The organism is Methylobacterium sp. WL12, assembly GCF_008039475.1.
In the GTDB taxonomy this organism is placed as follows: domain Bacteria; phylum Pseudomonadota; class Alphaproteobacteria; order Rhizobiales; family Beijerinckiaceae; genus Methylobacterium; species Methylobacterium cerastii.
This window is the reverse complement of record NZ_VRUW01000049.1, coordinates 1-26,394: the sequence shown is the minus strand read 5'-3', so window position 1 is coordinate 26,394 and position 26,394 is coordinate 1. Positions and strand designations below refer to the sequence as shown.

30 protein-coding genes and 1 pseudogene are annotated in these 26,394 nt (G+C 71.6%); 17 read left to right on the top strand and 14 right to left on the bottom strand.

What is annotated here, in order from left to right; translation table 11 throughout:
• Positions 1-284: 284 nt before the first annotated feature.
• The 8 genes from FV226_RS17550 to FV226_RS17515 all read right to left on the bottom strand — a co-directional run bounded on the left by FV226_RS17550 (position 285) and on the right by FV226_RS17515 (position 8,583).
• Positions 285-2,843 carry a TonB-dependent receptor gene (locus FV226_RS17550; RefSeq protein ID WP_147763899.1) on the bottom strand — a complete coding sequence of 853 codons (2,559 nt, stop codon included), beginning with the start codon at positions 2,841-2,843 and terminating at the stop codon, positions 285-287.
• 292 nt (positions 2,844-3,135) lie between these two features.
• Positions 3,136-3,765 (bottom strand): hypothetical protein, encoded by a 630-nt coding sequence (locus FV226_RS17545; protein WP_147763898.1) that lies wholly within the window; start codon positions 3,763-3,765, stop codon positions 3,136-3,138.
• A complete protein-coding gene (locus tag FV226_RS17540; RefSeq protein WP_246691641.1) occupies positions 3,762-4,664 on the bottom strand; it encodes an ABC transporter permease in 903 nt (300 codons plus the stop codon). The genes FV226_RS17545 and FV226_RS17540 overlap by 4 nt, the downstream gene beginning before the upstream one ends.
• On the bottom strand, positions 4,661-5,428 hold the full coding sequence (locus tag FV226_RS17535; protein WP_147763908.1) for an ABC transporter ATP-binding protein: 768 nt from the start codon (positions 5,426-5,428) through the stop codon (positions 4,661-4,663). Before FV226_RS17535 ends, FV226_RS17540 begins: the two co-directional genes overlap by 4 nt.
• Before the next feature lie 11 nt (positions 5,429-5,439).
• Positions 5,440-5,676 carry a hypothetical protein gene (locus tag FV226_RS17530; RefSeq protein ID WP_147763907.1) on the bottom strand — a complete coding sequence of 79 codons (237 nt, stop codon included), beginning with the start codon at positions 5,674-5,676 and terminating at the stop codon, positions 5,440-5,442.
• Positions 5,677-5,690: 14 nt separating this feature from the next.
• On the bottom strand, positions 5,691-6,140 hold the full coding sequence (locus FV226_RS17525; protein WP_147763897.1) for a hypothetical protein: 450 nt from the start codon (positions 6,138-6,140) through the stop codon (positions 5,691-5,693).
• A gap of 49 nt (positions 6,141-6,189) precedes the next feature.
• Positions 6,190-7,173 (bottom strand): YVTN family beta-propeller repeat protein, encoded by a 984-nt coding sequence (locus FV226_RS17520; protein WP_147763896.1) that lies wholly within the window; start codon positions 7,171-7,173, stop codon positions 6,190-6,192.
• A 171-nt stretch (positions 7,174-7,344) separates the two neighbouring features.
• Positions 7,345-8,583 (bottom strand): ABC transporter substrate-binding protein, encoded by a 1,239-nt coding sequence (locus FV226_RS17515; RefSeq protein ID WP_147763895.1) that lies wholly within the window; start codon positions 8,581-8,583, stop codon positions 7,345-7,347.
• Positions 8,584-8,781: 198 nt separating this feature from the next.
• On the opposite strand from FV226_RS17515, the gene FV226_RS17510 reads away from it, so the two are divergent.
• The 7 genes from FV226_RS17510 to FV226_RS17475 are packed head-to-tail and all read left to right on the top strand — an operon-like array spanning position 8,782 to position 14,522.
• On the top strand, positions 8,782-9,297 hold the full coding sequence (locus FV226_RS17510) for a DUF3280 domain-containing protein (RefSeq protein WP_147763894.1): 516 nt from the start codon (positions 8,782-8,784) through the stop codon (positions 9,295-9,297).
• The gene (locus tag FV226_RS17505) at positions 9,297-10,073 is read left to right on the top strand and encodes a (5-formylfuran-3-yl)methyl phosphate synthase (RefSeq protein ID WP_147763893.1); all 777 of its coding nucleotides are present in this window, start codon (positions 9,297-9,299) and stop codon (positions 10,071-10,073) included. The genes FV226_RS17510 and FV226_RS17505 overlap by 1 nt, the downstream gene beginning before the upstream one ends.
• Positions 10,070-10,801: a uridylate kinase gene (locus FV226_RS28660; RefSeq protein ID WP_246691640.1), complete on the top strand. Its 732-nt coding sequence runs from the start codon at positions 10,070-10,072 to the stop codon at positions 10,799-10,801. The genes FV226_RS17505 and FV226_RS28660 overlap by 4 nt, the downstream gene beginning before the upstream one ends.
• Positions 10,798-12,363 (top strand): DUF6513 domain-containing protein, encoded by a 1,566-nt coding sequence (locus FV226_RS17490; protein ID WP_147763892.1) that lies wholly within the window; start codon positions 10,798-10,800, stop codon positions 12,361-12,363. Before FV226_RS28660 ends, FV226_RS17490 begins: the two co-directional genes overlap by 4 nt.
• Positions 12,364-12,367: 4 nt before the next feature.
• Positions 12,368-12,991, top strand: coding sequence for a DUF447 domain-containing protein (locus FV226_RS17485; RefSeq protein ID WP_147753649.1), 624 nt, complete (start codon positions 12,368-12,370; stop codon positions 12,989-12,991).
• On the top strand, positions 12,991-13,530 hold the full coding sequence (locus FV226_RS17480; protein WP_238272081.1) for an SRPBCC family protein: 540 nt from the start codon (positions 12,991-12,993) through the stop codon (positions 13,528-13,530). The genes FV226_RS17485 and FV226_RS17480 overlap by 1 nt, the downstream gene beginning before the upstream one ends.
• A complete protein-coding gene (locus FV226_RS17475) occupies positions 13,527-14,522 on the top strand; it encodes a beta-propeller fold lactonase family protein (protein WP_147763891.1) in 996 nt (331 codons plus the stop codon). The genes FV226_RS17480 and FV226_RS17475 overlap by 4 nt, the downstream gene beginning before the upstream one ends.
• Positions 14,523-14,570: 48 nt before the next feature.
• Here the strand turns inward: FV226_RS17475 and FV226_RS17470 are convergent, their stop codons facing one another.
• Positions 14,571-14,771, bottom strand: coding sequence for a hypothetical protein (locus tag FV226_RS17470; RefSeq protein WP_147753646.1), 201 nt, complete (start codon positions 14,769-14,771; stop codon positions 14,571-14,573).
• Complete coding sequence (locus tag FV226_RS17465; protein WP_147763890.1) at positions 14,768-15,850, bottom strand: hydantoinase/oxoprolinase family protein; 1,083 nt, start codon at positions 15,848-15,850, stop codon at positions 14,768-14,770. The genes FV226_RS17470 and FV226_RS17465 overlap by 4 nt, the downstream gene beginning before the upstream one ends.
• A 2-nt stretch (positions 15,851-15,852) precedes the next feature.
• On the opposite strand from FV226_RS17465, the gene FV226_RS17460 reads away from it, so the two are divergent.
• From FV226_RS17460 to FV226_RS17445, 4 genes and pseudogenes are all read left to right on the top strand, one after another.
• Positions 15,853-16,608: a HisA/HisF-related TIM barrel protein gene (locus FV226_RS17460; RefSeq protein WP_147763889.1), complete on the top strand. Its 756-nt coding sequence runs from the start codon at positions 15,853-15,855 to the stop codon at positions 16,606-16,608.
• Positions 16,609-16,682: 74 nt separating this feature from the next.
• A complete protein-coding gene (leuD, locus tag FV226_RS17455; RefSeq protein WP_147763888.1) occupies positions 16,683-17,285 on the top strand; it encodes a 3-isopropylmalate dehydratase small subunit in 603 nt (200 codons plus the stop codon).
• A 104-nt stretch (positions 17,286-17,389) separates the two neighbouring features.
• Complete coding sequence (locus FV226_RS17450) at positions 17,390-18,595, top strand: lytic murein transglycosylase (RefSeq protein ID WP_147763887.1); 1,206 nt, start codon at positions 17,390-17,392, stop codon at positions 18,593-18,595.
• A pseudogene (locus FV226_RS17445) lies at positions 18,592-18,975 on the top strand (RidA family protein). The gene FV226_RS17450 and the pseudogene FV226_RS17445 overlap by 4 nt, the downstream one beginning before the upstream one ends.
• Before the next feature lie 35 nt (positions 18,976-19,010).
• Here FV226_RS17445 and FV226_RS17440 read toward each other — a convergent pair.
• From FV226_RS17440 to FV226_RS17430, 3 genes are all read right to left on the bottom strand, one after another.
• On the bottom strand, positions 19,011-19,307 hold the full coding sequence (locus tag FV226_RS17440) for a hypothetical protein (RefSeq protein WP_238272083.1): 297 nt from the start codon (positions 19,305-19,307) through the stop codon (positions 19,011-19,013).
• Positions 19,308-19,556: 249 nt separating this feature from the next.
• The gene (locus FV226_RS17435) at positions 19,557-19,961 is read right to left on the bottom strand and encodes an STAS/SEC14 domain-containing protein (protein WP_187278786.1); all 405 of its coding nucleotides are present in this window, start codon (positions 19,959-19,961) and stop codon (positions 19,557-19,559) included.
• Between the two features lie 25 nt (positions 19,962-19,986).
• The gene (locus FV226_RS17430; RefSeq protein ID WP_147751967.1) at positions 19,987-20,181 is read right to left on the bottom strand and encodes a DUF3606 domain-containing protein; all 195 of its coding nucleotides are present in this window, start codon (positions 20,179-20,181) and stop codon (positions 19,987-19,989) included.
• Positions 20,182-20,355: 174 nt separating this feature from the next.
• Here FV226_RS17430 and FV226_RS17425 point away from each other — a divergent pair, with 174 nt between their 5' ends.
• The 6 genes from FV226_RS17425 to FV226_RS17400 all read left to right on the top strand — a co-directional run bounded on the left by FV226_RS17425 (position 20,356) and on the right by FV226_RS17400 (position 24,818).
• Positions 20,356-21,045, top strand: coding sequence for a hemerythrin domain-containing protein (locus tag FV226_RS17425; RefSeq protein ID WP_147763886.1), 690 nt, complete (start codon positions 20,356-20,358; stop codon positions 21,043-21,045).
• 81 nt (positions 21,046-21,126) lie between these two features.
• On the top strand, positions 21,127-21,453 hold the full coding sequence (locus tag FV226_RS17420) for a hypothetical protein (RefSeq protein WP_147763885.1): 327 nt from the start codon (positions 21,127-21,129) through the stop codon (positions 21,451-21,453).
• Positions 21,454-21,576: 123 nt separating this feature from the next.
• Positions 21,577-21,981 (top strand): cupin domain-containing protein, encoded by a 405-nt coding sequence (locus FV226_RS17415; protein ID WP_147763884.1) that lies wholly within the window; start codon positions 21,577-21,579, stop codon positions 21,979-21,981.
• Positions 21,982-22,054: 73 nt separating this feature from the next.
• Positions 22,055-22,336, top strand: coding sequence for a hypothetical protein (locus FV226_RS17410; protein ID WP_147763883.1), 282 nt, complete (start codon positions 22,055-22,057; stop codon positions 22,334-22,336).
• A 75-nt stretch (positions 22,337-22,411) separates the two neighbouring features.
• Entirely contained in the window at positions 22,412-23,098 is a 687-nt protein-coding gene (locus FV226_RS17405; RefSeq protein WP_246691639.1) for a YoaK family protein, read from the top strand.
• Positions 23,099-23,348: 250 nt separating this feature from the next.
• The gene (locus tag FV226_RS17400) at positions 23,349-24,818 is read left to right on the top strand and encodes an MDR family MFS transporter (RefSeq protein ID WP_147763881.1); all 1,470 of its coding nucleotides are present in this window, start codon (positions 23,349-23,351) and stop codon (positions 24,816-24,818) included.
• 33 nt (positions 24,819-24,851) lie between these two features.
• Here FV226_RS17400 and FV226_RS17395 read toward each other — a convergent pair whose 3' ends face one another.
• Positions 24,852-26,252: an MFS transporter gene (locus FV226_RS17395; RefSeq protein WP_147763880.1), complete on the bottom strand. Its 1,401-nt coding sequence runs from the start codon at positions 26,250-26,252 to the stop codon at positions 24,852-24,854.
• Between the last annotated feature and the right edge of the window lie 142 nt (positions 26,253-26,394).

Below are 26,394 nucleotides of genomic sequence, written 5' to 3'. Positions count from 1 at the left end.
CGTCGTTTCGGTTGCAGGGGGCAAGCGACGAAGCGCGGCCGTGTTCCGGTGGCGTGAGGCCGCAGGCCGGCCCCGGGCCGGCACGCCCCGAGACGCGGATGGGGCGCCAAGACGCGGATGGGGCGCCAAGACGCGGATGGGGCGCCAAGACGCGGATGGGGCGCCAAGACGCGAAAGGGGCGCCAAGACGCGGATGGGGCGCCAAGACGCGGATGGGGCGCCAAGACGCGAAAGGGGCGCGGACCCTGCGGCCCGCGCCCCTCTCCTCGCCTGTGCCCGCCCGATCAGTACTTGCGGATCAGCGGCTCCGGCATCGGCACCGGGTCGGCGCCGAAGGCGTAGCGGATGCCGCCGTAGATCGAGAGCGGCTGCGCCAGCGTCGTCGTGCGCGGGTCGTTGATGGCCAGGTTGCCGGCGATCGGGCCGCGCTCGGCGAAGGTGCCGAAGTTGGCGTAGCGGTTGTTGGTCAGGTTGGTGATCAGGCCGAAAACCTGAAGGTTCGGCGTGACTTGGTACGTCGTGTTGAGGCCGAGCACGAGGTAGGCCGGCAGCTTCGGGTTCAGGTTCGACTCGTCGCCGCGATAGTAGGCGGAGGAGAAGGCCTGGAGGTTCATGCCGAAGCGCCAGCCCGGCAGGACGAGGTAGTCGAAGCCGACCTTGAACTGGTGGTTGGGGATCAGCGGCACCTGGTTGCCGCGGCGGACGGCGATGGCGCCGTCGTCGGCGAGCGGGTTGTTGGGCGAGGACAGGGTGCCGTCGAACTGGAAGGTGGCGTCGATCAGCGCGTAGTTGGCATAGACCGAGAGGTCGCCGCGGGTGTATTCGCCCGCGACCTCGATGCCCTGGCGCTGGGTCGCCGGCACGTTGACGAAGTAGCCCCGCGCCGCGTTGCCCGGCGTCGCGAGCTGGATGATGTCGTTGGCGAGGTCCGTGCGGAAGGCGCCGACCTTGTAGGTCACGAGCCCGCCGTCATAGAAATTCGGGATCTGGCCGCGGACGCCGACCTCGTAGGTCTGGCCGGTGACCTGCTTCAGGGGCGGGTCGGCGACCAGCGAGTTCGGCAGGAGGCACGGCCGGTCCGGATTGGAGCAGGCGGTCTCGAGCGGCGTCGGCGCGCGGTTCGATTCCGAGTAGCCGCCGTAGAGCGACAGGCCGGGGGTGAACCGATAGGTCAGTCCCGCCAACGGGTTGATCTTGTTGTAGTAGTAGGTCCCGTTCACGTCCGGCGAGAAGCCGGTCTGGTCGTTGGTGGTCAGGCGGGCGAAGTTCAGGCGCGCGCCGGCGGTGAGCGACAGCGCGTCGGTCACGTCGAACGTGTCGGTGGCGTAGAGGCCCATGTAGAGGTTCGAGCCGATGACGTTCGAGGGCGCGATGCCGAGCGCGGCGGCGGTGCGCAGCTGCGTGGTGCCGAGCCCGGGGACGGTGCCGTAATACGGGTTGTTCGGATCGGTGGTGACCGACAGGTTCGGGTTGATCACGCCGAGCGTGCTCGCCGACTTGAAGCTGAACTCGGCCACGTCGATGCTGCCGCCGACGACGAAGCTGTTGCCGAAGCCGAACACCTTGTCGCGGTTGGCCGCCTGCAGCGAGCCGCCGTAGCTCGTGGCCTCGGTCTTGGTCACGTCCAGCGTGCCGTAGGGGACGCCCGCGGTGAACGGGATCCGCTGGTTGTTCGCCCCGAGGATCGTGAACTGGTTGCGGAAGGCGAGCTGCGACTGGCCCGCCGCGCGGGTGAAGCCGTCATCCTCGAAGCAGAGGAAGCCGCGGTTGCTCGATTGGCGGCTGCAGTTCTCGAAGTTGCCGTCGTTGCCGTCGACGTAGGTGTTGCTGAAGCGGCGGAAGTAGGCGTTTCCGGCCAGGTCCCAGGTCGGCGAGATGTCGACGCGGCCGGTCAGCTGCATCGTGCCCATCTCGGTCGTCGTGGTCTGCGGGTAGGTGAAGATCGCCCGCGGGTCGACGTGGGTGAAGTCGACCGGGGTCGCGGCCGCCGCGCCGAAGAAGGTCCGCGCGAAGCCGCCGATCAGGTGGAACTCGGAATCGAGGGTGCGGTAGCCGAGGTCGGTGTAGAGACGGCCGATCGTCGACGGGCTCTCGTAGCGCCAGCCGCGGTCGTTGAGGCCGTCGCCGTTGAAGTAGAAGCTCCACGGCCCGATCACCTTGCCGTATTCCAGGCCGCCGGCGATGCGGCCGTCGGAGCCGCCGAGCGCGGTGACCTCGGTGCCCTGCCAGGTGAAGCCGTTCTTCATCTGGATGTTGACCGCGCCGCCGATGGCGTTGAGGCCGAAAACCGGGTTGCCGGTGACGATGTCGATGCGCTGGATCGCCGTCGGCGGGATCAGGTCGAACTGGACGGTGTCGCCGAAGGCTTCGTTGATGCGCACGCCGTTCTGGTAGACGGCGAGCCCCTGCGGCACGCCCTGCACGGGGGAGGCCTGGAAGCCGCGGTAGTTCACGTCGGTGCGGTTCGAGTTGCCCTGCGAGTCCGACAGGTTGAGCCCGGGCGTGCGCCGCGCCAGCGTCGCCACCGCGTTGAAGGTGCCGCGATCGATGTCGAGGTCGGCGGCCGTGACGGTCTCCACCGTGCTCGGGATCTTGTAGAGCGGCTGCTCGCCGCCGCGCAGGCGCGGCGATCCGGCGGACGAGACAGGCGCCGCGCTCGGCGACACGACCGGGGTCGCACCGAGCGGCGGGGCGGCCCGCGTGGAGCCCGAGCCCGAGCCGCCGACCGGCGTCGTCGAGACGACGCTGATCTCCGACAACGTCACCGAACTCTGTGCGTAGGCCGCACCCGGCAGCAACGCCACCGAGGCGATCAGGCTTCCACGAAGCGCCCGCATTGTCATTCCCCCAACCCCGAACCGACGAGCGGCGCGCCCCCTCTGCGGTGGGCTTACCCAGCACTGCTCGCCTTGCATTGCTTGAGCTGCACTCATGCAAGGCGCGTCGGGATCGGACAATCGCGGGACGGCCGTGATCCGGCGGAAATCGCCGCTCACGGCTCAGTTACACGCCGAAACGGACGACCCGTGGTCCGCGTGCAACAGATTTTCTATGTCTCATCAAAGACTTAGGGAGTTTTCGGCAATGCTGCCCGGGAGGAATCGGCAACCCGGTTCCGGGTCGCCGGCCGTGGTGTCAGAGCCGGGCCTGGATCTTCTTGGCGATCTCGCCGAGTCGCTGCTCGAGGAGCTGCGGCACCTCGCAGACGTAGGTCAGCGACTGGCTGCGCTCCTGGAAGATCCGCCGGTCCCAGGCGAACTTGGTCTCGATCTCGGATTGCTCCTTCGAGACCTCGCGGGCGTCGGCCGCGCTCGGGCCGTCCTTGGTCTGGCTGATGGTGTCGGCCTCGTCGCGGATGCGCTCGGCCATGCGGCGCTGCCCCTGCGCGTAGCGCGCGATCCCGCCCATCACCTTGTCGCGCTCGCCGTTCACCACCTCGAACACCCCGGCGTAGACGTGGGCGAGGCCCTTGGCCTTGTCGGCCGCCGGCACCTTGGCGACGTAGGCGTCGAGCAGCGGGTCGACCTCGCTGAGCTCGGTGCGGCGGGAGGCGAGCTTCTGGGCCAGCACCGCCGCGTCGTCGTCGTCGCCCCAGGCGCCGGCTCCGGCGATGTCCGGCCCGGTCCAGAACTGGCCGGGGCTCAGCGTCGCGACCTTGCGCTGGACGCAGGGCCAGTCGGGATCGGTCTTGGGTTGGGCCAGCACGGGGCCGGCGAGGCAGGCGAGGGCGAGAACCGCCGCAGGGAGGATGCGAAAAACGATCATGACGGGTCTCCGGCCGGGCCGCCACGCCGGGCCATGATGCCGCGGCCGGGATCGTAGGCGACGACGGCGAGGGTGAAGAAGGCGAAGGTCACGCCGAGCACGACCGCGCAGGAGACCGGCTCGAACTGCCCGTAGAGGGCGAAGCGCACGAGCTGGACGGCGTGGGTGAAGGGGTTGCACTCGCAGATCCAGTACAGGGTCTCCGAGGATTCGCGGATGCGCCACAGCGGGTAGAGCGCCGAGGAGGCGAAGAACATCGGGAAGATCACGAAGTTCATCACGCTGGCGAAGTTCTCGAGCTGCTTGACCATCGACGACAGCAGCAGGCCGATCGAGCCGAGCATCAGCCCGGCGGCGATGAAGGCCGGCAGCGCCGCGAGGTAGCCGACCGCCGGGATGTCGAGGTCCCAGAACCAGGCGATGGCCAGGAAGGCGTAGGCCTGCACCACCGAGACGGTGACGCCGGCGATCAGCTTGGCGAGGAGCAGCAGCCAGCGCGGATACGGGCTCGTGAGCAGCACCTTCATCGAGCCGACCTCGCGGTCGTAGACCATCGAGAGCGAGGATTGCATGCCGTTGAACAGCTGGATCATCACCGCCAGCCCCGGCACCACGTAGACCTCGTAGAGGACGTAAGTCTGGTAGGGCGGCTCGATCGAGACGCCGAGCGTGTTGCGGAAGCCCGCCGCGAAGATGAACAGCCAGACCAGCGGCCGCACCAGCGCCGAGAAGAACCGCTCCTTCTGGTTGAAGAAGCGCAGCAGCTCGCGCCGGACGATGCCGCCAAGGCAGATCAGGTAGCCGACCGCGTCGAGCCGCCCGAGATGGGCGGTCTCTCGCGGCGCGACCGGGCTTGTGGGAGAGGCGATCGTCGCAGACGCGCCGACTGGCGTGCTCATGCGGCCTCCCTGGCCGGCTTGGCCGGCTCGGACACGAGCCGGCGGAACGCCTCCTCCAGGGATTCGTCGGCCCGGCCGATGGTGCCAGCTTTTCCCCGCGCGACGATGCGGCCCTTGTGCAGCACCACGGCATCGTCCTCCGGCGCGATCTCCTCGAAGATGTGGGTCGCCCACAGCACCGAGAGCCCTTCCTCGCGCACGAGGGCGCGGACGATCGCGACGATGTCGGCGCGCGATTCGAGGTCGAGGCCGACGGTGGGCTCGTCGAGCAGGAGCAGGCTCGGATGGTGGACGAGGGAGCGCGCGATCTCGATGCGGCGCGATTGCCCGCCCGACAGCGTGCGCACCTTGTCGGCGCGCCGGTCCGTCAGCCCGACCCGGTCGAGCAGCCCCGCGATCCGGGCCTTGGCGGCCTTGCGCGGGATGCCGTGCAGGGCCGCGTGATAGAGCAGGTTCTGCTCGACGGTGAGGTCGGTGTCCAAGGTCCGCGCCTGGAACACCACGCCGAGGCGGGCGAGCGCCCGCGACGGCTCGCGGTCGAGGGCGTGGCCGAAGATCGCGACCCGGCCGTCGCGGTTGTTGTAGAGCCGGGTGATCAGCGAGAACAACGTGGTCTTGCCGGCGCCGTTCGGCCCGAGCAGCGCCATGAAGCGCCCGCGCTCCACGGTGATCGACACGTCCGACAGCGCCCGGCGCGCGCCGAAGCTGTGGCTGACGGAGGCCACCTCGAGCGCCGGAACCTCGCCTGTGGCGCCCGCGCCCATTGCGCCCGCGCTCATCGCGCGAGCGTCCGCTTGGCGTCGCCGACGGCGTCGAGGCACTCGTCGAACTCGCCCTCCCCCTGCTCGCGCTCGGCCACGCGCAGGGCCTTGCGCAGCTTCGGCAGCGCCGCCTCGGGCGGGCCCTTGGCCAGCGCGTCCTTGATCAGGGCGATGCCGTCGGCGCAGGCGGCCTTGTCGTCGGCGAGGGCGGGGCTGGTCAGGAGGAGGCCGGCGAGGACAAGCGCGCACATCATGTCACGGTGTGTCATTTCACGGTGATCGTGCCGGCCACGCCCTTCGCTTCGAGGCCGCGGGCTTCCCAGGTGTACTTGCCCGGCTTGATCGCCACGAACTCGATCGCGATCTCGCCCGGGTCGTCGAACTCGAAGTGGTCCGGCGGGCCGCCGCCGTGGATCTCCTTGTGCTCGATCACGATCTGGTTCCACCAGATGTAGCGGAAGAACTCGGTCGCGTAGAACTTGTATTCCTGGTGGCCCTTGGCGACGATCCGCAGCCGGTAGGCCTTGCCGGATTCGAGCTCGATGTCCTTGTTCTCGACGACGAAGTCGTTGCCCTCGTCGTTGCCGAGGACGAGGTCGGGCAGGTTCTCGCGCTTCTTGGTGAGGTCGAGCGCGAGCGTCGGACCGGCCGCGAGGATCGCGGCCAGCCCCAAAATCGCCGATCCCGAAACCGCCCGTCGAAGTCGTCGTGTCATCCGGTTCCCCCCGCGCTGCCGTCGACGGCAATCGTGCGTGCGAAAAAGGTCAGTTCGGCGAGATCGCCACGCCCCAGGGCAGCAGGCCGACCGGGATGCTCTTCACCACCTTCTCCGCCGCCACGTCGATCACCGAGACGTCGTTGGAGGTGCCGTTGGTGGAGAACAGCATCGCCTGGTCCGGGGTGAAGGCGAGCTGCCAGACGCGCTGGCCGACCGGCAGGTACTTCTGCACGTCGTAGGTCTTGGCATCGATCACCGCGACGCGGTTGGCCGGCCCGAGCGCGACGAAGGCCTTGGTCCCGTCCTTGGTGATGCGGATGCCCACCGGCTGGATCGCCTCGTCGTTCACGCTCGGGATCTTGAAGGTGATCTTCTTCACCACGCGGCGCGCGGCCACGTCGATCACGCTCACGGTGCCGCCGACCTCGGCCGAGACCCAGAGGAACTTGCCGTCGGCGGTGAACTCGGCGAAGCGCGGGCGCGCGTCGACGAGCACGTTGTCGATCACCTGGAAGGTCTTGGTGTCGATGAAGTGGGCCATGTTGGTGGTCTCGGAGGTGTTGACCAGCACCTTGCCGTCCGGCGACAGGCCCATCCCCTCCGGCTCGACGCCGACGGGAATCTCGGCCAGCACCTTGTTCTTCTCGATGTCGATGATCGTGACCTGGCTGTCGTCCTCGTTGGCGACGTAGAGCGGGTTGCCGCTGCGATCGAGGATGAACTGCTCGGGGTCGGGGCCGGAACGGAGCGAGCGCACCACCTCGCCGGTGGCGGCGTCGAGCACGTCGATGCGGTCGTCGTCGCTGGCGCAGACGAAGACCTCCTTGCCGTCCCGGCTGACGGTGATGCCGCGCGGGCGGCGCCCGACCTTCCAGGTCCCGGTCACCGCCATCGTCGCGGTGTCGATCACGCTGACCGAGTTGCCCTTCTCGTTGGAGACGTAGACCGTGTAGGCCTCGGCCGGCGCCGAGCCCAGAAGCGTCGCGCCGAGCGCGGCGAGCCCCAACCCTGCTTTCACGCAGCGGTCCATTCGCGATCCTCCCCCTCGTGTCTCGCAGGCTTGGCGCTCTGACGGCGCCGAAACCCTATTGCCCGACAGTGTAGTGCGTTTCGCCCGCGTGGCGAGGGCGGCGGAACGGCGCGTTCCCCCTGCCCCCAAGCGCGGTCATGGGAAGTTGCGCGGTCATGGGAACTTGCGCGGTCATGGGAACTTGCAGGTCGTCTCGGGCAGGTCGGTCCCGAGGGTGTCGAGCGGCGTGCGCTGGTGCAGGAAGCCCTGCTCGGGCGCCACCGAGACCAGGGCCTTGGGCTGCACCACGATCAGCGGCTGGCGCAGCTGGTGGTCCCAGGGGCGGAAGCTGAGCGACACGCCCTTGTAGGCGGGCAGGCCGAAGGCCGGGTCGACGAGGGAGGCGGCGAGCACCGACGGGTCGGCGCTCTTCTTGGCCGTCCCGGCGTCGCCGACGACGCGGACCGCGGCCCAGACCTGGTAGTCCAGCGGCCGCATCAGCCGGCCCGACAGGCGGCGGAAGCGGTTCTGCGCCTGGGCGGCGCCCCAGGTCTCCAGCACCGGCGACCAGGTGGTGGCGATAAGCCCCTGCGTGCCGCCGACGGGCCGCGGGTCGACGGTGCGATAGGGGACGTAGTCGCCCCAGTCCGCCTCCTCGTCGGCCACGATCGCCATGTCGTAGTCGAGCCCGCGGGTGAAGACCATCGCCTCGGCGCGGGTCGGCGTGTCGCCCCGCGCCTTGGCCAGCGGCCCGAAGGTCCAGGGCTTCTCCGCCGTGACCTTGAGGGCGAACTTCTTCGCCGAGTTGCGCATCGCGTCGGCGTAGAGCTTGTCCGCGTCGGTCGGGCCGACGATCAGGAACACCTTCCGCCAGCGCATGACGGTGAGGTACTGCGCCAGCGCATCGGTCTGCATCGCCCGGCTCGGGGCTATGTGGAATACGTTCCTGCGGCAGTCGGCGCCGCGCAGGCGGTCGTCGGGCGCCGCGGCGTTCAGCACCACCGCGCCCTTGCCGTCGGCCTTGGCCGCCTCCGAGACGGCGAGCACCTCGTCGGCCGGCAGCGCCAGGACTAGGAAGCGGATGCCCTTGCCGAGCAGCGCCTTGGCCGCGTCGACCGCGGAGGGACCGCCCTCGGTGAGCGCGATCTCGTCCAGCGCGTAGCTCTGCTTGGTGAAGCGGCCGGTGGTGTTGTTGTCGGCAATCGCCATCTTCGCGCCGGCCAGCCCCTCGTCCTCGGGGGCGGCCTCGGCATCGTAGGAGGACGGCGCGGGCTGCGGCCGGTAGATCAGGCCGACATGGGTGGCGGCCGCCTCCGCGGGCGCGGCCGGGGCGGCGGCGGGTTCCTGCGCCATCGCCGGGCCGGCGAGACCGAGGGCGACGAGCATCGCGGCGCCGAGGGAACGTGCAGGATCGTGCAGGATGGCGAGCATGGGGGCGAGCCGTAACAGCATTCCGGGGGCGGACTCAAACGCTAAGCGCATGTCGGTCCAAACGTTCAGCGCGCACCGATCATTGCAAAAACAACCCGCCGCGCGACCTTATGCCGGGAAGCGGCCGGCGTTGCGGTCGTCCCCGATGCCTCCGACCGGAGTTCCGTCATGATCCCACGCGGCAAAATCGTTCGCGGTATGATGCTTCGCGCGGCGGCGCCCCTCGCGCTCGCCGCCGCCTGCCATCCGGGCGCGGCGGCGGCCGACCCGATGAAGGCGGCGATCTTCCCCGTCGAGCTGTTCGATCCGGGCGTCGTCGGCGGGCGCAAGGCCCGGCCCGACGAGGTGCGCAAGCTCGCCCTGGTCACCGAGGAGCTGCGCAGCGCGCTCAAGGACAAGGGCGGCCTGGAGCCCGTCGACACCGCGCCGCAGGCGGCCGAGGTGAACAAGCAGGGGCCGCTCCACAAGTGCGACGGCTGCGCCGCCCCGATCGCCAAGGCCCTGGGTGCGGATCTCGCCGTGACCGGTTATGTGGAGAAGGGATCGGGCCAGATCTTCAACCTCAACGTCGCGATCGCCGACGCCGCCACAGGCAAGGTGGTGCGCGGCGGGCAGGTGGTGATCCGGGCCGACACCGACGACACCTGGACGCATGCCATGCGCTGGATCGTCAAGAACCGCCTTCTCGCCGAGCCCCTGCCCGGCAAATCGTGATGTCGTCCGGCGTCCGCGCCGCCTCCGAGCCGTTCCCGTTCAGGTCGCCCGTGTCCGAGTCCGCCATTTCCGTCTCGACCCATTCCCTGCCCCGCCTCCTCGTCAGCGTCCGCGACGCCGCCGAGGCCGAGGTCGCGATCCGTGCCGGCGCCGACCTGATCGACGCCAAGGACCCGGAGAACGGGGCGCTCGGCGCCCTGCCCGCGGAGATCGTCCGCGCCGTCGTCGCGCGCACCGCCGGCCGCGCGGCCACGAGCGCGGTGGCCGGGGAGCCGGCCCCGGCGGAGCGGCAGGCCGCGATCCGCGCCATGGCGGAGACGGGCGTCGCCTGGGTCAAGGTCGCGGTCCGCCCCGACTGGCTCGCCGACGTGTCCGCCCTGCACGCGGCCGGCGCCGCCGCGCCCGGCCGCCTCGTCGCCGTGCTGTTCGCCGAGGACGATCCCCAGCCGGACTGCGCGCCGCGCCTCGCGGCGGCGGGCTTCATCGGCGCGATGATCGACACGGCGGTCAAGGACGGGCGCCGGCTGCCCGACCTCATTGACAGCGAGCGCCTCGCCGCCTTCGTCGCCGCGGCCCGCATCGCGGGGCTGGTGTCGGGGCTCGCCGGGTCGCTGCGCGTCGGCGACATCCCCGGCCTCGCCGCCCACCGGCCGGACTATCTCGGGTTCCGCGGCGGCCTCTGCCGCGACGGCGACCGCCGCAACGGCCTCGACGCCCAGCGGCTGTCGCAAGCCGTGCGGGCGCTTCGCCGGCCGGCCGCGCGAGACGCGGCGTGAGCGTGCGCACCGTCGTCAAGGTCGGCGGCAGCCTCTCAGCCGACCCGGCACGCCTGCGGGCGCTGCTCGCCGCGCTGGCGGAGGGCGCCTTCGGCCCCTGCCTCGTCGTCCCGGGCGGCGGCGAACACGCCGACGCGGTCCGCGCGGCGCAGCGGCGCGACGGCTTCGACGACGCCGAGGCGCATCGCCGTGCGCTCGACGCGATGAGCCGCATGGCGGACTATCTTCACGCGATCGAGCCGCGCCTTCCCGTCATCGCCCTCGCCTTCGAGGACCAGCGCCTTCAAGAGCCCAGCGGGGCCACCGAGGACACGCGGGTGGAGCCTCGCGGCCCCCTCTCCCATGGGGAGAGGGGACCCGCGCTTCGATCCGAAACCGCTGCGACAGGCGTGAATCCGTCCGTTCGGACGGTGACGCGCGAGGGCGCCGGCTCGCTTCGATCCCACATCTGGGACCCCGCAGCCCTGCGCGCCGGCCACCCCGACATCGCCGAAACCTGGGACGTCACCTCGGACAGCCTCGCGCTCTGGGCGGCGACGCAGCTCGGCGCCGCCCGCTGCATCCTGGTGAAGTCCGCCGACGCGCCGGCCGGTGCCGACGCGCGGGCGCTCGCGCGGATCGGCCTGGTCGACGCCGCGTTCCCGGCCTTCGCGGCCCGTTACGGTGGCGCGGTCGCGATCCTGGGGCCCGCCGGCGAGCGCGCCGTCCACCTCCGGGCCGCCGCATGAGCGGCGCGCCCGAGCACCTCGTCTTCGTCACCGGCAAGCTCGCGCGCGCCCGGCTGGAGAAGGTCGCGAGCGCCCTGCCCCCCGAGCGCTTCGCCTGGAGCATCGCCGATTCCGGGGTGAAGGTCGCCGCGCTGATGACCGAGGAGATCATCAAGCGCCGCGTCACCCTGCCCGACGGCGCCACCCGCATCGTCCTGCCGGGGCGCTGCCGGGCGAACCCGGAGGCGCTGGCCGCCCATTTCGGCCTGCCGGTGGAGCGCGGCCCCGACGAGATCGTCGACCTGCCGGCCCATCTGGGCTTGGCCGGCCGCAAGGTCGACCTCTCGCGCCACGACCTGCGCATCTTCTCCGAGATCGTCGACGCCTCGAAGATGAACGCGGACCAGGTGGTGGCCAAGGGCCTGGACCTGGCGCGCCGGGGCGCCGACGTGATCGACCTCGGCGGCCTGCCGGACACCGACTTCCCGCATCTCGAGGCGTGCGTGCGCGGGCTGAAGGCGCAGGGGCTGAAGGTCAGCGTCGACTCCTTCTCGATCGACGAGCTGCGGCGGGGGGCGGCCGCCGGGGCCGACTTCCTGCTGAGCCTCAACGAGGAGACCCTCGACCTCGCCTTCGAGACCGACGCGGTGCCGATCCTCGTGCCGACGCGGCCCGACGACCTGCCCTCCCTCGACCGCGCCATCGCGCGGATGGCGGCGGCGGGGCGCCCGTTCATCGCCGACCCGATCCTGGAGCCGATCCATTTCGGCTTCGTCGACTCGATCGAGCGCTACCGCGCCACCCGCGCCCGCTGGCCCGACATCGCGATGATGATGGGAACCGGCAACCTCACCGAACTCACCGAGGCCGACAGCCTCGGGATCACCGCGCTGCTGGTCGGGATGTGCTCGGAGCTGTCGGTCGGCAACGTCCTGATCGTGCAGGTCTCGAACCACACCCGCCGCACGGTGGAGGAACACGATGCCGCGAGGCGGGTGATGTACGCGGCCAAGGCCGACGCGGCGCTGCCGAAGGGCTACGGCCGGGCACTTCTGGCACTTCACGACAAGCGTCCCTTCGTGCAAACGCCCGACGAGATCGCGGCGCTGGCGGCCCAGGTCCGCGACCCGAACTACCGGATCGCGGTCGCCGAGGACGGGATCCACGTCTACAACCGCGACGTCCACAAGGTCGGCACCGACGCGATGGCCTTCTTCACCGATCTCGACGTCGCCAGCGACGGCGCCCACGCGTTCTACCTCGGCGGCGAGCTGACCAAGGCCGAGACCGCGTGGCGCCTCGGCAAGCGCTACGTGCAGGACGAGCCGCTGGACTGGGCCTGCGCCGCCGACGCCGATGTCGAGGACACCACCGCCTTCAAGAAGGCCGGCCACACCAAGCATTCTGGGCCGGACGCCCTGCCGGGCGCGCGCGACGCCCAGGTTCCGGTCGAGGCCGGCGCCTCGGCGCCCCGCACCATCGCGCCGGAGGAGGCCGCGGCCGAGGCGTCGGTGTCGGCGACGCCCGAGGCGCCGCCGCAAAAACTCGTCTGCGGCAAGCTCGTGCCGGCCGGGGAGGCCTGAGCCGGTGCCGCTGATCCTCGAGACGATCGTCACCACGCTGTCCCCCGAGGGCGCCCTGCACCTCGTGCCCTTCGGCCTGATCGCGGAGGGCGACGACTATGTGCTGGCGCCGTTCCGGCCCTCGCCGACGATCCTCAACCTCGACGCCGACCCGTACTTCTGTGCGTCGAGCCCGCGCGACGTGCGGGTGATCGCGGGCGCGGTCACCGGCCGCCGCGAGTGGCCGACGGTCGCGTGCGACAGGATCCGCGGACGGCGCCTCGCCGACAGCTTCGGCCACGCCGAGTTCGCGGTGACGTCGGTCGAGGCCGACGCGACCCGGCCGCGCTACCGCGGACGCCTGGTCCACGCGGCGGCCCACGCCCCGTTCATCGGCTACAACCGGGCGCAGGCCGCCGTGCTGGAGGCGGCGATCCTCTCGACGCGGCTCCACATGCTGGCGCCCGACAAGGTCATGGCCGAGATGCGCTATCTCGCCATCGCGATATCCAAGACGGCCGGCCCGCGCGAGCGGGAGGCCTGGGACTGGATCGAGGACAAGGTCGCCGCCCACCTCGGGACGGAAGACCGCATCCTCGCCGACACCGACGCCGCACGAGACGGCGAAGCCTCAGGAGTGACATGCTGATGAGAAGACTGGCCCTCACGAGCGCCGTGGTGATCGCCGCGCTGGCGGCGACCACGGCCCAGGCCCACGGCCCGACCCGCAAGAAGGTCGAGGAGACGGTCGAGATCAACGCCAGCCCGGACAAGGTCTGGAAGGTGATCGGCAACTTCCAGGACATGAGCTGGCTGCCCCTGGTCGAGAAGACCGAGGGCAAGGAGGGCAACACCCCCGACAAGGCCACCCGCGTGCTGACGCTCAAGGGCGGCGCCACCGTCGAGGAGAGCCTGTACAAGTATTCCGCCGAGAAGATGAGCTACTCGTACCGGATCACCAAGGTCGACGTGAAGACCCTCCCGGTCAACGACTACTCCTCCACGCTCAAGGTCGAGGCCGACGGCGACGGCAAGTCGAAGGTGTCGTGGGACGGCGCGTTCTACCGCGGCTACATGAACAACGACCCGCCGCCCGAGCTGAGCGACGAGGCCTCCCAGAAGGCCGTGCGCGGCCTCTACCGCACCGGCCTCGACGCCCTGAAGGCGCAGGTCGAGAAGGGCTCTTGAGCCGTTTCACGACGACGCGACGCGGAGGCCGGCCGGGTGCCGGCCTCTCGCTCGCCTCGGTCCTCTCGCTCGCCTCGGCCCTGTGGCTCGCCCCGTTCGCCGCGCGCGCCGCCGAGGCGGTCGTCACCGTGCAGGGCGACAACGCCGTCGACGTGATCGACCTCGCGGCCGGCACGATCCTGCAGCGCATCCCGGTCGCCGGCTCGCCCGCCGGCATCGCCTTCTCCCCCGACCGCACCCAGGCCTACGTGACCTGCCCGGACGCGCCGGGCATCGCCGTCATCGACCTTCCCACGCGCAAGGTCGTGCAGGTGCTGACCCTGCCGGGCGGTCCGCTCGGCATCGCGGCGAACCCGAAGGGCGGCGCCGTCTACGTCGCCGACTGGTACGCCAAGCGGGTGTTCGTGCTGGTGCCGAGCGAAGTGGGTCTGAAGCTCGACGGCGAGATCGCGGTCGGCGCCTCGCCCTCCGGGCTGGCGGTGACGCCGGACGGCGCGACGCTGCTGGTGGCCAACCGCGAGGCGGACACGGTCTCGGTGGTCGACGTCGCGACCCGCCGCGCGACCGCGACGATCGCCGTCGGCCACCATCCGTTCGGCCTCACGATCGATCCCGACGTCAAGCGCGCCTACACCGCCAACGTCACCGGCGACGACGTGTCGGTGATCGACCTCGCCGAAGCGCGCGAGGTCGGCCGGGTGAAGACCGGCCAGCGCCCCTACGTGATCGCGTTGACGGACAAGCGCGGCTTCGTCACCGACCAGTATTCCGGCACCGTCACGGTGTTCGACCGAGGCACGCTCGCCCCCGTGACGCGGATCGAGGTCGGCGACCACCCCGAGGGCATCGCGACCACCGCCGACGGCCGCTCGGTCATCGTCGCCAACTGGGGCTCGAACACGCTCTCGGTGATCGACGCCGAGACGCTGACGGTGACCCGCGAGATCAAGACCGACGACAGCCCGCGGGCGTTCGGGGACTTTTTGCGTTAGGCGGCGGCACGAGCGGGTCGGACGTCACGCGCCCTCCCTGCGAGGCGATCAAGCCGCCTCGGGCGGCTCGCCGTCGTCCGGGGCTTCCGGCGCGTGCAGCATGTCCTCCAGCTCGTCGATCAGCCGGTCGATCTGGTCGGGGGTCGCCAGCACCTTGACGGTCTCGCCGTCCTCGGTGGCGAGCGCCAGCTCGATATGCGGGCCGACCCGGGCGGTCAGGACGCGGGCGAGGATCTTCAGGGCGGTCATCGGGCTTCCTTCGTGGGAGCGGGGTCGGCGGAGAGCAGCGCCACGGCAAGCGCCGGGCCGCAGGTGGAGGCCCAGTCGGGGCGGCCGGCGATCCGCTCCGCCAGCACCGCGGTGAAGGCGAGGCAGCGGCGACCGAGCCGCTGGGCGAGGGCTTCGACCAGGAACGCGCCCGCGCCGCAGGCGATCAGTGGCGCGGCGGCCGGCATGTCGGGGCGCGAGAGCAGGCCGGCGGCGGCATCGTGGAGCAGGCGCAGCTGCGCCTCGGCGAAGTGGCGGGCGAGCGCCCGCCAGGCCTCGTCCGTCCCCTCCCCGCGGTCGCGGCCGATCATCCGGGCGAGCCGCGTCTCGCTCTCGGTCACCGACTTGCCCTTGCCGTCGCCGCTCGCCTGCTGGTCGGCCCCCTCGGGCAGGTCCCCGGTGATGCGGTAGACATCCGCCGCGTGCGAAAAGGTCTCGGCCATCAGGCGGGTGCGGCGGCCCTGGAACGGAGCGTGGTCGGCGAGCGCCAGCAGGGGCGTGCGCACGACGCCGGTGTAGACGAGTTCGCCCGTCTCCAGCCGCTCGGCGTCGCCGTAGCCGGCGGCGGCGGCGCGGCCCCCGACGATCGGGATCAGGTCGGCGGTGGTCGAGCCGACGTCGACGAGCAGCGCGTCCGGCACGTGCCGCCCGAGCAGGGCCGCGGTGGCGTGCCAGTTCGCCGAGGCGATCGCGGCGGCGTTGGCCTCCGCTTCGGCGGCTGCGACGAAGCCTGCGCGCCCGGCATAGATCGCGACCGCGCCGGACAGGTGCCCGGCCGCCCAGCCCGCGAGCTGCGCGACGCCGTCCGTGCGGTCGGCGAAGCAGTCGGTGAGCTCGCCGGTCATCGTGACGGCGTGCGCCGCCTCCCCCCGCGCCCAATCGGGCAGCCCGGCGAAGGTGTCGTCGAGGGCCGGCAGCCCGCGCCAGAGCGGGCACGGCGCCTGCACCACCGCGCGGACGACGCCGCCCTCGACCAGCGCCGCCTTGACGTGCACCCCGCCGAGATCCCATCCGATCGTCCTGGCGGGGTGGGGGAGCGCGGCGGCCAATGGCGATCTCATTGATGGGCGACGAAACCGCGCGGGCTTCGTTCGCGGTGATTCCGGTGATCGACCTGCGCCACGGACAGGTGGTGCGGGCGCGCGCCGGCGAACGGCACAGCTATGCCCCGATCGAGACGCCCTTGGCAAAGGGCTCGGCGCCGGCCGACGTCGCCCGCGGCCTTCTCGACGCGGTCTCCGGGCCGACCCTCTACGTCGCCGACCTCGACGCGATCATGGACGGCGAGCCGCCCGACCTGCGGGCGCTGGAGGCGATCGCCCGGGCCTGCCCCGGCGTCGGCCTCTGGGTCGACGCGGGCTTCGCCGAGGCGGCGACGGTCGAGGCCTTCCTCGCGGCCGGGCTCGGCCGCCCGGTGGTCGGCAGCGAGAGCCAGGCCGACGAGGGCCTCGTCGAACGCCTCGGGGACCGTGCCGTGCTCTCGCTCGACAGCCGCGGCGCGACGCGCCTCGGGCCGCCCGGGCTGCACGCGGATGCCCGCCACTGGCCGCCCGAGGTGATCGTGATGACGCTGTCGCGCGTCGGCGTCGGCTCCGGGCCGGACCTCGCCGGGCTGGCGGCGGCCGCGCGCCTCGCGCCGGACCGCCGGATCTACGCGGCCGGCGGCGTGCGCGGCCCCGACGACCTCGCCGCGCTGGCCGGCGCCGGCGTCGCGGGCGCCCTGGTCGCGTCGGCGATCCACGACGGGCACCTCAGGGCGGAGCACGTCCGGGCGGAGCACCTCCGGGCGGAACAGCTGCGCGCCGGGCGCCTGGCGTGAATCTTCCCGGTCCGCCGCGCCGCTGTTAGGGTGGCGGCCGACCCCCGTTGGCATTCGACAGACCGGCAAGGACGATGGACAGATTCAACACCCTGGAGGGCGTCGCGGCGCCCATGCGGATCATCAACGTCGACACCGACCGGATCATCCCGAAGCAGTACCTCAAGACGATCAAGCGCACCGGCCTCGGCAAGGGGCTGTTCGCCGAGATGCGCTACCGGGACGACGGCTCCGAGAACCCGGACTTCGTCCTCAACCAGCCGGCCTACCGCAACGCCAAGATCCTGGTGGCGGGCGACAACTTCGGCTGCGGCTCGTCGCGCGAGCACGCGCCCTGGGCGCTGACCGATTTCGGCATCCGCTGCGTGATCTCGACGAGCTTCGCCGACATCTTCTTCAACAACTGCGCCAAGAACGGCATCCTGGCGATCGTGGTCTCGCAGGAAGACCTCGAGAAGCTGTTCGAGGATGCCGAGCGCGGCGCCAACGCCACCCTCTCGGTCGACCTCGAAGCCCAGACCATCCGCGGCCCGGACGGCGGCACGCTGCACTTCGACATCGATCCCGGCCGCAAGGAGAGCCTGCTCAACGGCCTCGACGAGATCGGCCTGACCCTGAAGCGCGCGCCGAAGATCGACGCCTACGAGGACAAGCTCGCCGCGCGCGGCTGGGCGTGAGGGCGCGCGCCCGGCCTGCGGATCGTCCGACGCCCTCGAATTAAGCCTGGGTTAACCGTTCCCTCCCAGGCTCCCACGCTTCGGACACCATGCGAGCGACGACGATGCAGCGATCTCCCCGGCAGCGCTCCTCCCGCAGGCCGATCCTGCCGTGGATCGCCGTCGCCTGCCTCGCGACGACCGGTGCGCGGGCCGACTTCCAGTCCTGCCTCGCCGGCCTGCAGCAGCAGGCGGCGGCGCAGGGCGTCTCGGCGCAGGCGTTCCGCAGCGCCACCGACGGGATCGCCTTCGACGACAAGGTGATCGAGCTTTCCCAGGCGCAGCCCGAGTTCAAGACGCCGATCTGGGACTACATGGCCGCCCTGGTGGACGACGAGCGCGTCGACGACGGCAAGGCGGCGATGCGCCAGCACGGCGCGGCGCTCGCCCAGGCCGAGGCCCGCTACGGCGTCGATCGCTTCACCATCGCCGCGGTCTGGGGCGTGGAATCGAACTTCGGCAAGAACCTCGGCAAGATGCCGCTGGTGCAGTCGCTGGCGACGCTGGCCTGCTCCGGCAACCGCCGGCGCGACTTCTTCCGCGGCGAGCTGATGGCGACCCTGAAGATCATCGCGCACGGCGACATCGAGCCCGCGCGCCTCAACGGCTCGTGGGCCGGCGCCTTCGGCCAGACCCAGTTCATGCCGACGACCTACCAGCGCCTGGCCGTCGACCTCGACGGCGACGGGCGCCGCGACGTGGTCGATTCCGTGCCCGACGCCGTCGGCTCCACCGCGAACTTCCTGCACGTCGCCAAATGGTCGAACGGACAGGGCTGGGGCTACGAGGTGAAGCTGCCGGCCGGCTTCAACGCGGGCGCCGCCGGGCGCAGGAACAAGAAGCCGGTGGGCCACTGGGCCGCGCTCGGCGTCAAGCGCGTCGACGGGCGGCCGCTTTCCGCCGAGGGGCCGGTCGGCATCATGATCCCGGCAGGGGTCGAGGGGCCGGCCTTCCTCGTGACCAAGAACTTCGACGCGATCTACTCCTACAACGCCGCCGAATCCTACGGCCTCGCCATCGCCGTGCTGTCCGATCGCCTGCGCGGCCGGGCCGGCATCCAGGCCGAGTGGCCGACCGACGACCCGCCGCTGTCGCGGGCCGAGCGCCGCGACCTGCAGGCCCGCCTGACCGCGCGGGGCTACGACGTCGGCGAGCCGGACGGCAAGGTCGGCGCCAAGACCCGCGACGCGATCAAGGAGGTCGAGCGCAGCCTCGGCATGCCGCAGACCGGACGCCCGGGCGCGAAGGTGCTGGAAGCCTTGCGCCGGTGACCCGGCGCCTGATCGGCTCGGGCTCGCCGTTCGAGGCGGCCTACGGCTACTCGCGCGCGGTGATCGACGGGGGCTTCGTGTTCGTGGCCGGCACCACCGGCTACGATTACGCCACGATGACGATGCCGGAGGACGCCGCGGCGTAGGCCGAGGCGTGCTGGCGCACGATCGCCTCGGTCCTCGCCGAGGCCGGGTCCGGCCTCGGGCGCATCGTGCGGGCGACCTACCTCGTCACCGACCGGGCGGATGCCGAAGTCGTGCTCGCGGTCTGCGGGCGCGTTCTGGTCGAGGTGCGGCCGGCCGCGACCCTGCAGGTCGTCGCCGGCCTTCTGCGCGCCGCGATGAAGGTCGAGATCGAGGTCACGGCGACCGTCGGATGACGGCCGCCGATCCCAGTTGGTTTATGAGTGCCCGATCAATAGGGCCGGCCGTAATAGGGCCGGCGGACCGGACGGTAGCGGTCCTGGACGGGGCGGGCGTAGCCGTCGCCGTAGGCGCCGAGATAGGGATCGAGCTCCGGCGCGCGGTAGTTGCCGCTGTTGACGCCGGCCGAGCGGTCGTTCCCGTTCAGCGCGGCATAGGGCGAGAGCCCGCTGCCGCTGTCGCTCCCGCCACCGCCGCCACCCCAGGCGAACACGGCACCGGTCGAGCCGAGAAGAAGGCCCGTCGCGAGCGCGGCCCGAACCGCCTTGGTCGTCGTCTTGCGTGTCATCGCTTCGCGTGCCCCGATCGACGTGCCTGCCATGATCCTCCTGCGATCTCGCTAGAGGATGGCTTGAGGCGGGAAAACCGATTTCCTCGACTGGAAGTTCCGCTGGCGCCGGGGTGACTGGGACGGACGGGTCGTCGATCGTGTCGCACCTGCGCCATGCGCCGGTTGGTCCACGCCGAGTTGCGCGCAGGCTGAGTGCGCGTCCACCGGAATGAAGGCGGCCGCCTGTCCTGGCCTGATGGGCCGGCCTCAGCTCTTCGCGACGGGCCCGGCTTCCGCGAGGTAGGCCCAGGCGGCGGCCTCGTCGGCGAGGTCGAAGGTCTTGGTGTCGACTGGCATCACGGTCCCGGAGAGCTTGATCATGGCGCGCGCGAACGACGGCGCGCCGACCACGACGTACTTCCGGATGTGGGCCACCGAGCGCACCATCACCTGGCTCGCGTAGCCGTCGAACCGCGCCCCGAGATCGGTGCCCTCATAGTTCGACATGATCAGCAGCATGTCGAACCGGTCGACCGTCTTCATGGCCGCGTCGGCGATGGACGACATCCACGTGATGTCCGGCTCGGTGATGCGGTCCTTGATCTCGAAGGCGAGAAGGTCCGCGCGCGGGGATTCGCGCTGGATGATGGAACCGTCCGGTGCTGCGTTCACGCGCCCCTCCCAGGGTCTGCCGTCGTCAGACGATGCCGCTGGCCTCGTACGGCCAGGGCAGGCCGAGATGCGTCGCGACCTTCTCGGCGTCGTGGCCGACGGCGTCGACCGCCGCGCCGAGCTTCTCGACGGGAACCTGGAGCTTGCGCGCCCAGTAGGCGGCCGCGTCCGGCGTCGAGAGGTTGACGGTCTGCGGTTCTTGGGTTGCGTCGGGCGGCATTCGGGTCTCCTGCCTCCCCCAATGCGGGAGCGCACGTCCGGTTCATTCTCGCCGGCGCGGGCCCGGCGTCTCCGGCGGCTTGCGCCCTCGCGCGGCACGCATCGCGCGGGGCCGGACCTAAGGAACAGCCCCTGGGCGAGGCGGTTGGCAGGTACGACTTATGGAGTACCGTGCATGGATGTCTGGCAGCGCATCGGACGCGATCACGCGAACATCGAGCATCTCATCCACGACGCGCCGAGAGCCTTGAACGGACCCGGCGTCGTCAGGAGCCGGGAGCGACTCCTCGAGCACCTCGTCGACGCGCTCGAGGCCCACGCGCAGGCGGTGTCCGTCAGCCTCTACGCCCCGCTCGGCCGGCTGCCGCAGACCCGGCGGCTCGTGGACGAGCTGTCGGACGGGCACCGGGCGTTCATCGGCCAGCTCTCCGACCTGGCGCGGCGTCGCAGGAAGACCTCCGAGGGTTGGCTGAACGACTTCGAGGATGCGACCTACCTCGTGGATCAGCACCTCCATCGGCTCAAGCACGAGCTGCTGCCCGCCGCCCGCACGCTGCTCTCCGACAGGCAGGCCGACGACGCGGCGCGGGCCTTCGTCCAGGCGCGGCGGTGGGCGCTGCAGGCACGGCACCCCGAGCCTGCCCCCCGGAGCGAGCTGGACCTCAAGGTCATCGTCTGCACCCTTGCCGTCGGCGTCGGCTACCTCCTGTGGCAGAGCGGGTTCCTCGGCGGGAGCAGCCGTACGCGCGCGAAGGGTCGCCCGGCGGCCGACGTCCCGGTGCGGCGCCGGGAGCGCATGCTCGACGAAGGGCTCGAGGACACCTTTCCCGCCAGCGATCCGATCTCGGCCCAGCGGTTCACCTAGCAGAGGTGCGTGAGGCCAGATCGGCCGCATTCAGCCTCCTCGTTCGTCGAACGCGTGGATGTCCTGATTGAGGAGAGGGTCATGCCGGACTTGGCGACATCGGACTTGGCGACCTCGGACTTGGACGCGAAGCGCGAAGAGATCGCCGCCCATTTCGCGCGCGGGCTCGGATTCGACGGGCTCGCAGGCTTGAGCCCGTCCGACCGGGCCCGCGTCGACCGCCGGACCGCGGAGGCGATCGACGGTTGCGACCCGGCTTCGCCGGAACCGGTCGACGGCTCGGGCGCCGACGATGGGATGCGCCGCCTCCTCGCCGAGTATCGCGGCCTGCTGCAGCTCCGGACCGACGCGGCCAACGTCCGGCTGGCGGAAGCGGGCGAGGTGTTCGCTCCCGAGGACGACGCCTGACGGGGGCGCCGGGAACGATCGGCGCGGAAAACGAGCCGTGCGGAAAACGAGGCGGCGCGTGACCGGGCCGTTCCGCTGCGATCCGGTCCGTGCCATCCTTTCCCGAAACGGAGGATGCGTCGGATGCGGCGATGGCTCGCGACCTTGGGGCTTGTGCTGGCATGCGGTGCCGGCGGGATCGCCTTGGGGGGCTCGGCGGTGGCGCAGGAGATCAAGCGGACCGAACTCGGACGCTCGCCCGTCTCCGGCGACGACACCCGGGAGATCGTCATGCAGCTGGTGGAGTTCCCGCCGGGCGCGACCTCGCCCCGCCATTTCCACAACGGCGAGGAGTCGTTCTACGTGATCGAGGGCGGGACCGTGCAGGTGGCGGGCAAGGAGCCGAAGGAGCGCCCGGCGGGCGAGCGCGGCATCAACCAGCGCGGCGTGCCGCATGCGGGCTACACGGTGGTCGGCGACAGGACGATCAAGATCCTGTCGGTCTACGTGATCGACAAGGACAAGCCGCTGCAGGAGCCCGCGCCCTGATCGCAGGCCGGCACCGACTCCATCCAAGCCGGGGCGCACGCTCCGAACATCCCCAGGTGAAGGGCGACAGGACATGAACGAGACGCCGGATTTGGATCGCGCGGCCCGCGCGATCGCCGAGAACGTCTACGCGGCGTTCTGCCGGCAGGCGACGATGCCGGCCCACCCGCTCGAGGAGCAGACGGTCGTGACGCGGCTCGTGGAGGCGATCCGCCCGCAGGTCGGCGGCGCCCCGGGAGCGATCGTCGAGGCCGCCAACGCCGCCCTGTCGGCCTGGGAGCAGCGCGATCCGGACGTGCGTGGTCCGCGCGTCGTCGCGGTCGATCCGGCCGACGGCTCGGTGACCTTGGGTTAGCGGTCGAAGCTCGGCACCCGTCTCCGGGCGACCTCCCCGGACGACCTGGATCGCCGAAAAGGAGCCCCCAGCATCGTGCCTGCCTTCGCTGATGGAGACGCCGCGATCGGTGTCGGGCTGGCCTTCGTCGCCGGCTTCGTGGACGCCGCCGCCTTCATCGCCCTGACCGGCCTGTTCACGGCCCACGTCACCGGCAACTTCGTGCTGATCGGTGCGGAGCTGGTCTCGACCTCGACCGGGGTCCTCGCGAAGCTCCTTGCCCTGCCGACGTTCATCCTGGCGGTGGCCGTGACCCGCCTCATCGCCCTGGCCCTCGAGCGGAGGGGGGCGTCACCGCTGCGCCCGTTGCTGGTGCTTGAAGCCGCCGCGCTGATCGCCTTCGCGATCGTGGGCGCGTCCCTGTCGCCGCTCGGCTCGCCGGACGGCGCGAAGGCGATCGGCGTCGGCATGCTCGGGGTCGCCGCCATGGGCATCCAGAACGGCATCGGGCGTCTGGTGATCGGCCACCTCGCCGCGACCACCGTGATGACCGTGAACGTCACGCAGGCCGTGATCGACCTGACCGACCATGCCTGCGGGAAGACGCTCGGCGCGCCGGCCGCCACCCGCCTTCGGCGCACGCTGTCGGCCGTGCTGGCGTTCGCGGTCGGCGCCCTGGCGGGCGCTTTCGGGGTCGCCGCCCTGTCCTTCGCCTGCGTGCTCGTGCCCGCCGTCGTCCTCATCGGATTGCTGTTCGTCCCGGATCGCGAACCGAGTCCGTGAACGGCCGCCATGGGCCGGACGCGCGCGCCTCGATACTCTGCTTGGACCACCCGCGCTCGGACATGCCCTCACAGCCGGGCTCGCAGTCCAGGCGTCCGTGCAGCGCCGCTCGGGCTTGCCGAAGCGCGGGCGGCACGCCGTCTCCGCATCCCGAATCGAGGGCCGACGCCGGAGGCCGCGACGGTCTGAGCCGGCGCGCGTCGGCGTCCGGCCCCTGGTGCCCGGAGCGCCGGAGCCCTAAAGCCCAGGCATGCTGACCTCACCGACGACGCGCCGCCCGCTGGTCCTCGCCGCGGTGATGGCGGCGATGTTCATGATCGCGATCGAGGCGACGATCGTCTCGACCGCGATGCCGCAGATCGCCGGGCAGCTCGGCGACCTCCACCTCTACGCCTGGGTGTTCGCCTCCTTCCTGCTGACGCAGACCGCGACCACGGTGGTGTTCGGCAAGCTGTCCGACCTCTACGGGCGGCGCCCGGTGCTGCTGTTCGGCATCGCGGTGTTCCTCGCCGGCTCGCTGCTGTGCGGCTTCGCCTGGTCGATGCCGTCGCTGATCCTGTTCCGGCTCGTGCAGGGCGTCGGCGCGGGCGCGATCCAGCCCGTGAGCATGACCGTGGTCGGCGACCTCTACTCCGCGCGCGAGCGCGGCCGGGTGCAGGGCTATCTCGCCAGCGTCTGGGGCGTCTCCTCGGTGGCCGGGCCGCTCGCCGGAGGCCTGATCATCGGGCACCTGAGCTGGCCGTGGATCTTCTGGATCAACCTGCCGGTCGGCGTCCTCGCGGCCGCCCTGTTCCTGCTGTTCCTGCGCGAGGAGGTGGAGCGCAAGCGGCGCCGGATCGACGTGATCGGGGCCGGCCTCTTCACGCTGGCCATCGCCGCGCTGATGATCGCCCTCACCGAGACCTCGACCGTGCCGGCCGTGGCGACCGCCTCCGGCCTGACCTTCCTCGTGGCGATCACGCTGTTCGTGCTGCAGGAGCGGCGGGCCGCCGACCCCATGCTGGATTTCGCGCTCTGGGGGCAGCGCCCGATCCTCACCGCCAACGCCGCGACGCTGCTCTCGGGCATGGCGATCATCGGGCTCACCGCCTTCCTGCCGATGTACGTGCAGGGGGTGCTCCGGCAATCGCCGCTCGTGGCCGGCTTCACCCTGACCCTCATGGTGCTCGGCTGGCCGGTCGGCGCGACCACGGCGGCGCGCAGCTTCGTCCGGTTCGGCCTGCGGCCGGTCCTGCTGCTCGGCGCCGCCCTGCTGCCGATCGGGGCGTCGGCCTTCGTGGCGTTGGGCCCGGAGACCTCGCCCGCCGTCGCGGCGGCGGGGTCGATCGTCATGGGCCTCGGCATGGGCTTCCTGTCGACGGCGGCGATCGTGATCATCCAGGACAGCGTCGCCTGGGCGCAGCGGGGGGCCGCCACCGCCTCGAACATCTTCGCGCGCAACCTCGGCTCGACGCTCGGCGCCACCGCCCTCGGCGCCGTCCTGAACTATCGCCTCATCCATCCGGACGGCGGGGCCACGGTGGACCCCGACCAGCTGCGCCGCCTGCTCGACAACCCGGCGAGCCTCGGCGGAGCCGGCGAGGCGGCCCGCATCAGCCTGCAGCACGCCCTGCACGGCACCTTCTGGACGGTCTTCGCGGTGGCGCTGCTGACGCTGCTGACCGCCCTGCTCGTCCCCCGCGTGGTGATCGCCGACGCCGTGCCGGCCGTCGCGGAGTAGCGAGCGCCCGATCCGGACCGCGCGGACGGCGTCTCACGCGGGCCGGGCCGTGTCCTCCGGCCGGACGGCGAGGCGCAGGAAGCTGACCACGCTGGCGACGGCGGCGAAGGCGCCGCCGAGCCCGAGCGCGAGCGCCGGCCCGTGCGCATCCGCGATCGCGAAGCAGGCGGCCACGAGGGCGGCGCCCATGGTCTGGCCGAGGAGCCGCGAGGTGGCGACGATGCCGCTCGCGCCCCCGGACCGCGCGGGCGGCGCGCTCGTCATGATCGCGCGCAGGTTCGGCGCCTGGAAGAAGCCGAAGCCGCCGCCGCAGATCGCCATCCGCCAGCCGATGTCCACGACGCTCGGGTTCGCCGGAAGTCCCGCGAGCAACCCCATCCCGAGGGCGAGGATCGCGAGCCCGATGCCGCCGAGCAAACCGGGCGGGTAGCGGTCCGAGAGCCGCCCGGCGAGCGGCGCCAGCAGCGCGACCACGACGGGCCAGGGCGTCATCAGGAAGCCGGTCTCGACCTGCGTGCGCCCGAGCGTGTGCTGGAACAGGAACGGCAGCGAGACGAAGGCGAGCCCCTGCGCCGCGAACGAGCACACCGACGTGGTGGCCGAGAGGGCGAACAGCGGGCGCCGGAGCAGGTCGGCGGCCAGCATCGGCGCGGGATGCCCCGCCTGCCGGCGCAGCAGGAGCAGGAAGCAGGCGAGCGAGCCGACGGCTTCCGCGAGGATGCGCCGGAGCGGCCCCTCGTGGGCGGCCTCGCCGAGGGCGAGCACGAGGAGCGCGAAGGCGGAAGCGTTGAGCAGCGCGCCGACGACGTCGAAGCGATGGCCGGAGCGCCCGGTGTCCGGCAGCGCGGTCCAGGCCAGGAGCAGGGCGACGAGGCCGATCGGCACGTTGACGGCGAAGAGCCAGGGCCAGGGCGCGGCGACGAGGATCAGCGAGGCGACGGTCGGGCCGACCGCGAAGCCGACGCCGACGACGAAGGCGTTGAGGCCGACGCCGCGCCCGAGCTGGTCGGCCGGATAGATGAAGCGGATGAGGGCGATGTTGACCGCCATCAACGCGCTCGCGCCGACGCCCTGGAGCACCCGCGCCGCGACGAGCGTCGGCAGCGACCAGGCCAGGGCGCAGACGAGCGAGGACGCGGTGAAGAGGATGAAGCCTGCGATGTAGATCCTCTGCTGGCCGACGATCTCGCCGAGCGCCGCGATCGGCAGCAGCGTCGCCACGACGGCGAGCTGGTAGGCGTTCACGATCCACACCGAGGCGCTCGGGTCGACGCCGAGGTCGGCGGCGATGGTGGGCAGGGCGGTGTTGGCGATCGCCGTGTCGAGGGTCGCGAGGGCGACGCCGGTGAGCACCGCGACCATCGCCCGCCCCCGTCGCGCCGGCGGCAGGCCGTCATGGGCCGGAACGTCCGACGGGGCGATCGGTGTGGACATCGCGTGGGGATCTCGCGGGGATGGCGGCGTGCTGCATGCGGCCGTGGGCGGCACCTTGGCAAGAGTGCCCGGGGCCAGCGCGACCAGAGCGAGCGCAACCAAGGCGAGCGGTGCCCCATCGCGAGACGCGCCCGCCCCGCCC